The sequence below is a fragment of the Adlercreutzia sp. ZJ138 genome, from assembly GCF_011038935.1.
Classification (GTDB): domain Bacteria; phylum Actinomycetota; class Coriobacteriia; order Coriobacteriales; family Eggerthellaceae; genus ZJ141.
In genome coordinates this window covers 28,237-40,546 of sequence record NZ_JAAKEA010000010.1, presented here as the reverse complement: position 1 = coordinate 40,546, position 12,310 = coordinate 28,237, and the positions used below count along the sequence as shown (strand labels likewise).

The window sequence follows — 12,310 nt, the reverse complement described above, 5'->3', positions numbered from 1 at the left end:
TGCTACAGGATGATCGCCACCACGAACAGAGCAAAGCACGCCACGATCATGATGAAATCAGCTAAAGCAAATGCGTGCTTCTTCCAGGCACTCGTACGCGTGCGCAGGTTGAACCCGCGCAGCTCGGCCGCCACAGCAATGGCGTCAGTACGCTTCACCGACGATATGAGCAGCGGCACGCACAACGGCACCATGAGCGCAATTCGCTTCACCACGTTGCCCGTGTCAAACCGCACACCACGCGCCTTCTGGGCCTCCATGATGGCCGACATCTCATCCATGAACACGGGAATGAAGCGAATTGCGGTGGTAACGGTGAACGCATACTTATACGGCAGGTGCCATTTCCCCACCAGCTCGTTGGTAAGGTCGTTGATCTGGGTGGTCATAAACGCAATGGACAGCGGCAACACCATGCACACCACTTTGAGCACCACGAGCACACCGCTGAGCAGGCCCTCGTTGGTAATCATGAACCACCCCGCCTGGACAAGCGGGGTTCCCGTACGTACGCACAACACCTGCAGCACCAGCACGATAAGCGCAAGCGAGCCAAGCGCGGTAACTAGCTTCGCACAGGGTTTGAAGCAGCCACAAATTGCCGCCACGATAAGCTGTGCCACAATGAGCGCCAGCACGTATGCGTGATTACCGCAAACGGCTGCACCCACGCACACCGCAAACGCTGCAACCAACTTGGTGAGCGGATGCATCCGATGGAGAAAACTCTCGCCTGGAATGTAGGAAAACACGCTATCCATACTACTCACCTGCCTTGCATTCGAATGTTTCGCCAGATGAGGCACCAGCTTCGCCACCGGCGAGCGTGGCGATGGCGATCGCTAACTCGTCGGCACAGAACTTGCCGCCAAGCTGCGGATAATCCGTTGCCAACTGCGTTGACAGCTCGCAGATCTGCGGCGGAATCAGCGAAGCACGCTGTAAGGTTTCGCGCTCGGAGAACACATCGCGCGGCGTACCATCGAGCAGCACACGACCTTCCGCAAGCACGATTGCTCGGCTGGCGAAATCGAGTACCACTTCCATGTCGTGACACACCATGACCACCGTGGCACCCGCTTCGTTCATGCGCTTAATATGGGTCATCATCTCCATGCACTCGCTGTAGTCAAACCCAGTGGTGGGCTCGTCGAGCAGCAGCACACAGGGATCAACCGCGATCAGACCCGCCAAAGCAACGGCTTGGCGCTGACCACGCGACAGGTTGAACGGATCGGCGTCTCCATCAAGGTGCAACAGCTCGAGCACCTCGTCGGCGCGCGCTTTCTGCTGCTCTGCCGTACCACACTGCAGCGCGCGCAAACCGAACAGCACTTCGTCGTAAACGGTGTTCTGGCAGATCTGCCGGTCGGGGTTTTGAAACAGAAAGCCCACATGGCGCGCAATATCACTCACCTTCGCCTCAGCAGTGTCGAGACCGCATACCCGCACGCGCCCAGAAGCTGGAGCAAGTAGCCCGTCGGCAAGGCGCAGCGTGGTCGATTTGCCGGTCCCGTTTGGCCCGAGCACAGCTACAAACTCGCCCGGCTGTATGCGGAAGCTGATACCACGCAGCACCTCGGCTTCTGCATATCCGAAGTGCACGTCGGAGAATTCGATGACAGGTTTTTGGTCTGCGCCTTCGATGCTAGGCGCGCAGACATCGGTAAGCGAACAGGATGATTCTACGGATTCCTCGGCCACCTGTGTCCGCACGGCGGGCGCGGCTTTCTTCCCGAATAGGCTCACGACAGCACCTCCTTCACGTAACTGCAAGCGTCGGCGACCGTTGCCACCACGCGTCCGTCACCAACGCCGCGTTCGGTCATGCGGTCGCACAGTGTCGCCACGCGAGGGCAGTTGATACCAATTCGCTCCATATCCTTATAGCGGCGCAGCACGTCGGCAACTGTCCCTTCAAGCACGATGCGACCTTTGTCCATAACCGCGATGCGCGCTGCGTACTCACACAGCAACATAACCTTCTGCTCGACGACGACAACCGTTACGCCGTGCTGGTTAAGCTCGCGCAGCACGTCGAAAATCTGCCGACTTGACACCGGATCAAGCTCACCAGTAGGCTCATCGAGCAAGATAACATCGGGTCTTAAAGCAAGAATTGCTGCAATGGCAACCTTTTGCTTCTGCCCACCGGAAAGCGTCGCGATGCGCCGATTGCGCAGGTCGGGAATACCCACCGCTTCGAGCGCCTTCAACATGCGACCCTCTATTTGGTCGTGCGGCACACCGAAGTTTTCAAGTCCGAACAGCAGCTCATCTTCGACCACGGCAGCCACCATTTGGCTGTCAATGTCTTGACTCACCGTGCCGATGACAAGCGAGAGATCGGTAAGTTGCGCGTCGAACGTATCAACGCCGTCCACTTCGACCGATCCGAAGTAGTCACCATGATAATGATGCGGAATAAGCCCGTTGATAGCTGATGTCAGTGTGGTCTTGCCCGCACCACTTTCCCCAATGATTCCGAGGAAGTCGCCTTTTTTCACATGAAGTGTCACATCTTTGAGCGCCGGCGCGCTTCCATGCTCATACGTGAACGACAAGTTGTTTACCTTGATCACGCGCTTCCCTTTCCCAACGTCGGAGCCGATTGTCGTAAGACTACTGTCGCTTCAATGCGCGCAGCAACGGAATGATAAGGATCTGCACCAAAACGGTGTTGATGACGGCGGTAACCACCACAATGGGAGCGAACTGAATCAGGCCAGCCATAACGTCCATACTCTTTACTACCACCACGATGGCCGAGAATACGCTACCTGACACGAACGTACCCAAAAACGTACCCACAGCAGGGCGGAAGTCAAACGACTTCGGCGTTGGCAAACCCGCAATAGCACCGATGACGATGCCGCCGAGCAACTCTGACACAAAGTTTACGAACGGTGTGCCACACAGAAGCGGAATCTGGCAGATGGCGGCGGCAAGCAAGCCGATGATGGCACCGTACATGGCTCCCTGACCTGGGTTGCTCGGACGAATGAGCAGCACCGCCAAGCAGTACGACGCAATAACGAAGTTCGGCTTCACGCCACCTTGAAACATCATGCCCACCACAAGCTTCAGAACCGCACCAGCCGCAAGCAGCACCGCCACTAACACCAGATCGCTGATGTCTAAGCCCTTCTTCTTGCCAGTGTTTTTCATCTCTCGCTTTTGCGCAACGTTTTCCATGGTTTCCACCTTTCCCTTCTGGCCGCTTACAGCGCTTCCCGCGCAGCTTCGCCCATCGTTCGGCCCACAAAAAAAGACCTGTCCTTCTCTTCCAAAGGACAGGTCTTCAAACCTGCGGTGCCACCTTTGCTTGACCCTTTCGGGCCCTCTCATGAGCGAGCCATCACCCGCTCTGCCTTTAACGCAGGCTCACGGTCCAGATACTCAGCCGGAACCGCTCCGCAACGCGCTTGGAGGCTCCAACTTTTCCCCTTTCCCTCGGCGATCCATTTGCCATCCAGCATTTCTGCGGGAATCTCAGCTGCACCCGCTCTCTGTGAGCGCTTATGATGGTTTAACCTTCGCCTCATCGGTTTCAAAGGTATTAAGTTGTGGCCGAAACTCTAACACAGCAAAACGAGCCGCGCAAGGTACTTTTTCTAGCGCTTTTTCTAGCGAGCTGCAGCCAGCAGCTCGCGGGCGTGAGCAAGCGAGACGTCGGTTGCTTCGCCTGAAAGCATGCGGGCTATTTCGGCTGGGCGTTCGTCAACGCCAAGGCAGCACAGGTCGGTTTCGGGAAGACCATCGGCTCCTTCAATCTTGCGAACCACGTAATGGGTATCACCCCGTACCGCGACCTGAGCAAGATGTGTGACCACAATCACCTGATGCGTGCGCGCCAGATCAGCCAGCACGTCAGCAAGTGCGACAGCGGTTGAGCCGCCCACACCGGCATCAACTTCATCGAATACGAGCGTGTCAACCTCGTCGCGATCGCCGAGCACCACCTTTACAGCCAGCATCACGCGACTCACCTCGCCACCCGACGCAATGCGCGCGAGTGGACGGGCCTGCATGCCGTCACCTGGGCGAAACAGGAACTCAACGAAATGCGCACCTACACGTGTCCACTGCTCACGAGGCAGCGGCGACACATCGCATACGAGCTGCGAGCCACCCATCTCCAAACGAGCCATCTGTGCCGTAACGGCGCGGGCGAAACGCGGGGCTGCTTCCGCCCGCACATCACCAAGTACCGCAGCCGCACATGCAAGCTCGGCTTCAGCCTGATCAAGCGCCGCACGGGCAGCGCGTTCACGCTCGGAAGCGTCGTCCACAAGAGATACCACCTCAGCCGCGCGCTCCCATGCATCAATCACATCCTCCATGCGCGGCCCGTACGCGCGCAGCAAGCCTTGCAACTCAGACATACGCTCCTGCTGTGCGCGAAGCTGCGCTTCATCAAACTCGATGTCATCGCGATAGGCGCGTGCGTCGCGCGCTACGTCTTCAAGCACGTAGCCCGCCTCGCGAAGTGACTCAGCATACGCGGCCAGCGATTCGTCATAGCACGACGCCTGATCAAGTGCAGCCACAGCGGCATTCAGCCCGTCAAGTGCGCCCCCTTCGCCTGCGAGCGACTCATGCGCCGCATTCGCGGCAACCGCCAAGGTTTCGGCGTGCTCCGCCTTGCTAAGCGATGTGGCAAGCGCGTCGTATTCCCCTGCTTCGGGGCGAACAGCTTCCATACGTTTCAGCACAAAACGCGCCTCATCGAGTTTTACTGACGAAGATTCTCGGGCCTCAAGCACGCGGGCAAGGTTTGCCGCTGCATGCTCCGCCTGAGAAAACGCCTCAGCGTACGCCTGTCTTGCCGTCGCAACCTCGTCACCCGCCCATGCGTCGAGCAAGCGAAGGTGCGATGCAGACTTCATGAGTTGCTGGTGCTCATGCTGGCCGCATAAATCGATACGCGGGGCAATACAGCGCGCAAGCTCACCAACACTCGCCATATGTCCGTCAATGCTCACGCGAGAACGACCATCCGCAGTCACGCTGCGTACGGCAACAAGCTCCACGGAATCAGACGCATCGGGGCCAACATATTCAAGAAGACTCTCACGAGCAACTTCGACAGGTTCGCCGCCAAAACTCTCAGGGTCAGCAGCCACTGCGCCAACAGCAGGCACATGCGCAGACTCCTCAAACGAAGCAGAATCTCCCGGTTGAGCGTTGAAATAGAATCGCCCACTCACCCGCAGCGCGCTTTCGCCATCGCGCACTGCGTCTTTGTCGGCACGCGCACCCATGAGCAGCTTACATGCCGACAACAGCGCCGTCTTGCCCGCACCTGTTTCACCCGTGACTACTGTCATACCACGCGCCGGACACAACGCCGCCGAGCGGATAAGCGCGAGGTTTTCCACCTGAATCTCATCGATCACGTTAACCCTCCCAGCTTCTCAATGCAGCATTGCCTCGTGCCGTAAGGCGATACCGCTGGTTTTTACTCTTCGGCTTGTCAGGAATCTCAAGCTCGATCAGGCCGCATGGGCTCGCTCATTATCTCACAGCCCCACCGCTTTCGGCTTTTGCGTTACAGTGCGAAGCGGGCGCGGGCTGATTTCGGTTTGCCGGCTTGTTCCTCTTGTTTGCGATGGCGTTCCATAAGGAACATCACGCAGTCGGTACGGTTGCACGCGCGCAATAGCTCAATCTGTCGGTCGAAGTTTTCGTCGTTGATAAAACCTGCCTCAAGCAGTGCAGCTACCATGTCGATGTTACCTTCGCGTGCTACGTACTGCAGCGCGTCACGCCCTTTGGCGCGCGCCTGCGACACGAGTGTCTGCTTGGTCGCAGGAGCAAGCCCTTCTGGATGCGCCAACCGATGAAGCAGCGCGCCCAGCCGATCAGGAATATTCTTGCCCGACAGCAGCACCTGATCGTAGCGGGCAAAATCGAACAGGGCACCTGTCGAAGAAGAACTATCACCTGCGCCACGCACACCAACTTCGGCACCTTCCCTCTGTGTGCACTCAATAAAGCAGCTGAGCAGCTGGTCGGCAGGAACATGCACAACAGCACCATTTGCTGCCAAGCGGCACACCGCATACTCGAAGCATCCCTCACCCACCGATTCGACGCTGGCAGGAATAAGTACCGGGGGCTCTAACGTACGCGAGCGGAAGCTGTGGGCCCCAATGCTGCGCACTCCGTCGGACAGCGTGAGGCGCTTCGTGCCCAAACACGCATTTTCTTGCTCGATAACCTTCACGCTCGAGGGAATGACCAGCGTTTCGGGAGCAGTCGGCAGCGCGCGCACACCAATGCGAACAAGCGGACGACCCTCAATCTCGCGCGGCAACACCAGCGTCGTACGCGTTGACACAGCTGCACCACCAGAGCCTACGGTGCCCGACACTCGCTCACCTGCGGCACCAGCCGTCGATGCGTCCGAAGTGCCCGCACCACCCGCAGCGCCGCCCGCCTTCGCACCGCCACTCTTCCCGAACGCGAATGCTTGCGCCGCAAACCGCGCAGACGCCGACTTCGGAGCAGGCGGACCGGCAACGAGCACTGCTCCTTGCTCGTCGAAGTCGTACCAGCACCCATCATGCTCGACAACGTTTTCGCTAGCCAAACGAACGCCTCTGCTTTTGAGTTTTTCGCGGACTGCCGACGCAGGCGGGCACACCCACACGGCATCGCGCCACGCCTTCGAATCGACCTTCTCGAGCGTTTCCGGTGCCAGCACGAACAACGGCTCATCACAACCCGCACAGAACGCCGCCGAGCCTATACGGCGCACGCCTTCGGGAATGGCGCAGCGTTGCTCGTAGGGTGGCGCGAACAGCAGCAACGTCTCGCCGTCCTTCGAGTACAAGCTGCCGTCACGTGCGGCGTAAGCCGGATTGTGTTCGTCAACCGTGTACGTGCGGCTTACCAGGCGCGGGTGTACGCCGGCCATATCACACGCTTGGTCGCCACCGGTTTCTACGCTTGCACCCAAGTGAACGTGACGGCACGACAGGGCCGCGAACGCATCGCCCCCAATGCGGCGCACCGTATGTGGCACCACGAGCAGCCGCACATCGACACCCTGTACCAAGCGGCGAACGAACGCCTCCTGTGCGATACGCACAATAGGCACGCCATCGACAGTAGCAGGCAGCACCACAATCAGGTTGTCGGTGGTACCAAGCGCCTGAGCGTACCGGCGAATGTCGATACCCACCAGCACGTAGCCGTCGGTATCTTGTCGCACCGAGATAGCACCACGCAGGTCATCGTCGCCATCGAACACGCGCCGCTTCACCACGGCGGCGGCCAACGCCTCGGAGTCGCCCTTCTCGCGTGCCTGTGCAATCAGTTTTTCGCGCAGGTCGTCGTCGATGAATTCCAAGCGACCCCATGCGAGCAGCCCTTCGTTGTATGCGTCGTCCTGCCCCTCGATGCGCAAGACCTTCGTCTCGATATCCTGATGCTTCGTCCAATCGTCGTACGGCAAAAGCTGCGGCGACCACACCTCGCCTTCCACGGAATGCGCAGCGCGTTCGATACTCACCTGGTCAGCGTCAAGGTTCACTTGCAACGCACACAGCTCTTCAACCAAGTCGTCAATTGGTGTTGTTTTGTCGCAAAACACCAGCGAGCTCGCTTGAACCATAACCACACCTCTTCCGTCGCTTTCATCCGACTGCATTCGGACCACATCCGAACCACATTCAAACCGCATTCGAACACAACAAAAAACTACACGCGTTCATTTACCGCCCATCCTGCGAATGCTACACTTCAATTGGCTGCGAAGGCAAGCGAACAACGTCTGCCTTCGCATATTTATCCCGTCAGCGTTAGGAGAGGCCGTGACTGCCGGATCTGTCGATGAGCTCGCGCGAGATGCGCTCGATCTCTCGAAGAACGCCCTACTTGTGAACTTACGGTTCATGAACTCGGCGTTCTCATTCCTGCACCCGCTCGCCATTCCGCACAGCACGTTCGCAACCGATGGCACCTATCTGCGCTACGACCCCGCAACCTTAGCGCGAACGTACGCCGACGAGCCGGAGCGTATCGCCCGCCTGCTGATGCACGTCACGCTACACAACGTATTTTTGCATCCGTTTTCGGGCAGCGAGCTTGACCAGAACTGTTGGGATGTCGCCTGTGACATTGTGGTTGAGCACGCTATTACCGAACTTAACCTGCCCTCCGTGCACACCACGCGCTCGGAGCAACAAGCGGCCACCCTCGCACGCATTGCGGCGTCGGTGCCCCGCATGACCGCCGAAACCGTGTATCGCTGGCTAGTTGACCAGTCCCTTTCCGCCGATGAATTGGCCGAAATGCGCGCTCCGTTCTTCATGGACGACCATGATGTGTGGTATCACCTGATCACCACCGAAAGCACGAAAACCGACGGCAAGTCGGGCCTGCGTGAGGAAGGCTCGGGTGAGCGCGGGGCGGTTGCTACCTCGGCTGCGGAAAGCGGCACACTTTTCGACGTTCCCGAAGACGCCACACCACCTAAAAGCACGCACACCTCGCACCGTGCCAAGATCAAAGATGACATCGTGCAGAAGGAAGCGCCCGAGATTATGTCCCAGGCGATGGAGCGCCCCTTCGGCAACACCATCAACTTAGACCGATCGGCATTCCAATGGAAGGAAGCCGCCTATGAACTGGGCGTGCAGCTAGACTCTTATGCCAAACAGTGGGGTGTTTCGGGCTCGAACCTATCCATGAACCTGCGCCACGTAACACGTGAGAAGCAGGATTACCGCGTATTTCTGCGCAAGTTCGCACGCATGGGCGAGCATATCCGCGTGAACAACGACGAGTTCGACTACGTGTACTACTGCTACGGCCTTTCCCGCTACGGCAACTTACCGCTCATCGAGCCGCTCGAGTACACCGAGGAAAAGCGTATCCGCGACTTTGTTATAGCTATCGACACCTCGGCGTCCACGAAAGACGGACTCGTGCGAAAATTCGTGGAGAAGACTTACACCATCCTATCCCAGGAAACCGGCTTCTTCACCGACATCAACGTCTACATCGTACAATGCGACGCTGCCATCACACACGTAGCACACTTAACAAACGTGGACGACTTGAACGATTACCTCGATGGCCTGCAGATACACGGCTTGGGCGGGACCGACTTCCGCCCGGTGTTCGAGTTCGTAGAGGCCGCTGTCGAACGAGGCGACCTTCCCAACCTAGGCGGGCTCATTTACTTCACCGACGGACAGGGAACCTTCCCCGCGCGAAAGCCCGACTTCGACGCCGCTTTCGTGTTTGTGGAAGAAACATCAGATGACATTACCGTGCCCACGTGGGCCATGAAGGTGGTATTAGAAGAAACCGCGATCGTGGAGGATTAACAGATGGATATCCGTCAAGCAAAACAGCAGATCGAAAACGCCATGCAGGCGTATTTCTTAAAAGACGAGTTTGGCAACTACCGCCTGCCTACCCAACGGCAGCGCCCCGTGTTTTTGCTGGGCGCGCCCGGCATCGGCAAGACGGCCATCATGGAACAGATCGCGCAGAACTTGGAAGTTGGCTTCGTGTCGTATTCCATGACGCACCACACACGCCAAAGCGCCCTCGGCTTGCCCTTCATTGCGAAGAAGAGCTACGACGGTGTTGAATACGACGTGTCGGAATACACCATGAGCGAAATCATCGCCGCCGTGTATGACTCCATGGAGGCAACGGGGCGTCGCGAAGGCATTCTGTTCCTCGACGAGATCAACTGCGTGTCAGAAACACTCACGCCCGCCATGCTGCAGTTTTTGCAGTACAAAGTGTTCGGACGTCATCGCGTGCCGGATGGCTGGATTGTGGTAACCGCCGGCAACCCGCCCGAGTACAACCGCACCGTACACGACTTCGACATAGCCACGTGGGACCGCTTAAAGCGCATCGACGTGGAGCCCGACTTCGGCGCATGGCGCGAATACGCTGTAGAAACCGGTGTGCACCCCGCCGTACTCACGTACCTTGACATCGAGCGCGACCATTTCTACCGCGTGTCGACCACTGTGGACGGTAAAACGTTCGTCACCGCGCGCGGCTGGGATGACTTGTCGTCGATGATGAAGCTCTATGAGGAACAGGGGTTGCCCGTAGACGAGCTGCTCATCGGGCAGTACGTGCAAGACCCCGAAATCGCCAAGCGCTTCTCGGTGTACTACGACCTGTTTACCAAATATCGCGCCGACTACCAGATCGACCGCGTGCTGACAGGAGACGCCGACGCGGCTATTGTCGACCGCGCGCAGGCGGCGGCCTTTGACGAGCGCGTGTCGCTCATGGGTCTGCTTGTGGACGCGCTGGGCGAAACGCTGCGCGACACCGTGACAGAAGACCGCGCGACTGCGTTTGTACATAGCGAGCTGGCAGCTGTGAAGGAAGTGCTCGCGAGCGAGGGCGCGGGCGCAGGCACGGACAGCGGAGCAGCCGCGGACGAAGCCGACCTGGAAACGACTGATGCCACCGCACTCGTACGCGAGGCAACGGCACGCATTCAACGCACCATGCAGACTGAGCGCAAAGCGGGGTTGCTTTCCGACGAGCGCTATGTTTCCTACGAACGCGCGATCAATCTGTTCGACCGAGCGCTGCGTGGCGAAGGGGCCAACCCAGCAGCTGGCGTGCCCGTATGCTCGTTCGACGCGCTGCGTGCGCTGTTCGGTGAACAACTCGACGCGCTCGACGCGCGCATCGAGCGAACCTCAGCCGCACTTGACCACGCGTTCGCATTCGTGGAAGATGCGTTCGGCGATGGACACGAAATGCTCATTTTGGTAACCGACCTGTCGGCGAACAAGTACGGCATGGCGTTCATCAACGACCATGGCTGCGAGCGCTATTTCGCACACAACCGCGAGCTGCTGTTCTATGAGCGCGGTGCCGACCTTGCCGACCGTATCAATCGACTCGACCTGACCGCGAGCGAATCGTGAGGGCGCTTATCCAGCGCGTCACACGTGCAAGCGTTACAGTAGACGGACAGGTGGTGGGCTCGTGCGAGCGCGGCTACCTCATCTTCTTGGGCGTCGGACACGGCGATAGCGAGGAACAGGTAGAGCAGCTGTGGAGTAAGGTGTCCCGACTGCGCATTTTTGAAGACGAAAACGGAAAGATCAACCGATCACTTGCCGACGTTGAAGGCGACGTGCTGGTAGTGTCGCAGTTCACGCTGTACGCCACCTGCAAGCGCGGCAACCGCCCCTCGTTTACGTGCGCCGCGCCGCCAGACGAGGCACGCCGACTGTACGAAGCGTTCGCGGATCGTGCCCGACGTGATGTCGCGCGGGTGGGAACCGGCGAATTCGGCGCAATGATGAGCGTCGAGCTGGTAAACGACGGTCCTTTCACCATATGGTTGGATACCGATGAACTCTAAACGAAGGAATGTAAGTAGCCGAAAACCACCCACAAGCCGCAACCACGCACGCCAAGCGCGGCCCCACCTGATCGCGCTGGGCGCTGTTGTTCTCGCAGCACTAGCAATGGTGCTGGTAGCAGGCATGTCGTGCGTGCGATCATGCGGGCGCGATGGAGCGAGCGTAGACGATGCCTTACGGACACAACCCTACGTGAGCCCTTACGATTGGAGTCAGATCGCCTGGGAAGGCGCATCGGGTGATCGAGCCGTGCTATACCGCGGTGGCGCGATCATTTCCGATACCGGGATCGACGTGTCGGAATTCAACGGTAACATCAACTGGGACACTGTGGCAGCCGACGGCGTGTCGTTCGCATTCGTGCGCGTGGGCAACCGCGGCTACACCGAAGGCGCACTTTCGGCCGACGCCCGCTACGAGCAGAATCTCGACGGTGCCGCAGCCGCCGGGTTGCAGGTGGGAGCGTATTTCTTCTCACAAGCGACCACTATTGAAGAGGCGCGCGAAGAAGCTGACTTTTTGGTGCGGCTACTCAACGGCCGCACGCTTGATTTGCCCGTCGCGTTCGATCACGAAACGATTGTCGGCGCAGGCCGCGCAAACGACGTGAATGGCGACACGCTAGTTGCTATCGCCGAAGCGTTCTGCGAACGTGTCGAGAAGGCGGGTTACCACACACTCATCTACGGAAACGCGCACGACATGCAACGCATGGGCTACGGGCTTGGCGGAGCGGCAGGCGGGCGCGAGGTTCTACAGGGCCGTCCCACCTGGTTCGCAGAATACGGTGTCGCGCAGCCCACCGCACGGTTCGACTTCATCATCTGGCAGTACAGCAACACCGGCACCGTAGCAGGCATAGATACGGCCGTCGACATGAACTTGCGCCTGCTGCAGTAGCAATACCTTAGGGAAACCTGTTGCGCATGGCAGGAGGG

The 12,310-nt window shown here is 58.8% G+C and carries 11 protein-coding genes; 4 read left to right on the top strand and 7 right to left on the bottom strand.

From position 1 onward, the window contains the following. Positions 1-2: 2 nt before the first annotated feature. From G7Y43_RS05855 to G7Y43_RS05830, 7 genes are all read right to left on the bottom strand, one after another. A complete protein-coding gene (locus tag G7Y43_RS05855) occupies positions 3-761 on the bottom strand; it encodes an energy-coupling factor transporter transmembrane protein EcfT (protein ID WP_165045022.1) in 759 nt (252 codons plus the stop codon). Between the two features lies 1 nt (position 762). Then, a complete protein-coding gene (locus G7Y43_RS05850) occupies positions 763-1,749 on the bottom strand; it encodes an energy-coupling factor ABC transporter ATP-binding protein (RefSeq protein WP_165045021.1) in 987 nt (328 codons plus the stop codon). Then, positions 1,746-2,582 carry an energy-coupling factor ABC transporter ATP-binding protein gene (locus G7Y43_RS05845; protein ID WP_165045020.1) on the bottom strand — a complete coding sequence of 279 codons (837 nt, stop codon included), beginning with the start codon at positions 2,580-2,582 and terminating at the stop codon, positions 1,746-1,748. The genes G7Y43_RS05850 and G7Y43_RS05845 overlap by 4 nt, the downstream gene beginning before the upstream one ends. Before the next feature lie 40 nt (positions 2,583-2,622). After that, positions 2,623-3,195, bottom strand: a complete 573-nt coding sequence (locus G7Y43_RS05840) for a hypothetical protein (RefSeq protein ID WP_165045018.1) — start codon at positions 3,193-3,195, stop codon at positions 2,623-2,625. A gap of 431 nt (positions 3,196-3,626) precedes the next feature. Beyond that, positions 3,627-5,399 carry a DNA repair protein RecN gene (locus G7Y43_RS05835; protein WP_165045016.1) on the bottom strand — a complete coding sequence of 591 codons (1,773 nt, stop codon included), beginning with the start codon at positions 5,397-5,399 and terminating at the stop codon, positions 3,627-3,629. A gap of 1 nt (position 5,400) precedes the next feature. Next, positions 5,401-5,499 carry a Fic family protein gene (locus G7Y43_RS10800; protein ID WP_370514649.1) on the bottom strand — a complete coding sequence of 33 codons (99 nt, stop codon included), beginning with the start codon at positions 5,497-5,499 and terminating at the stop codon, positions 5,401-5,403. A 52-nt stretch (positions 5,500-5,551) separates the two neighbouring features. Next, positions 5,552-7,621 carry a leucine-rich repeat protein gene (locus G7Y43_RS05830; RefSeq protein WP_165045014.1) on the bottom strand — a complete coding sequence of 690 codons (2,070 nt, stop codon included), beginning with the start codon at positions 7,619-7,621 and terminating at the stop codon, positions 5,552-5,554. Positions 7,622-7,820: 199 nt separating this feature from the next. Between G7Y43_RS05830 and G7Y43_RS05825 the strand changes: the two genes are divergently transcribed. Genes G7Y43_RS05825 through G7Y43_RS05810 form a run of 4 tightly spaced genes read left to right on the top strand, consistent with a single transcriptional unit; the run spans position 7,821 to position 12,272 of the window. Further along, on the top strand, positions 7,821-9,341 hold the full coding sequence (locus G7Y43_RS05825) for a VWA-like domain-containing protein (protein WP_165045013.1): 1,521 nt from the start codon (positions 7,821-7,823) through the stop codon (positions 9,339-9,341). Positions 9,342-9,344: 3 nt separating this feature from the next. Next, positions 9,345-10,928, top strand: a complete 1,584-nt coding sequence (locus G7Y43_RS05820; RefSeq protein WP_165045012.1) for an ATP-binding protein — start codon at positions 9,345-9,347, stop codon at positions 10,926-10,928. Beyond that, positions 10,925-11,371: a D-aminoacyl-tRNA deacylase gene (gene dtd / locus G7Y43_RS05815; protein ID WP_165045011.1), complete on the top strand. Its 447-nt coding sequence runs from the start codon at positions 10,925-10,927 to the stop codon at positions 11,369-11,371. Before G7Y43_RS05820 ends, dtd begins: the two co-directional genes overlap by 4 nt. Further along, positions 11,361-12,272, top strand: coding sequence for a glycoside hydrolase family 25 protein (locus G7Y43_RS05810; RefSeq protein WP_165045007.1), 912 nt, complete (start codon positions 11,361-11,363; stop codon positions 12,270-12,272). Before dtd ends, G7Y43_RS05810 begins: the two co-directional genes overlap by 11 nt. Positions 12,273-12,310 lie beyond the last annotated feature (38 nt).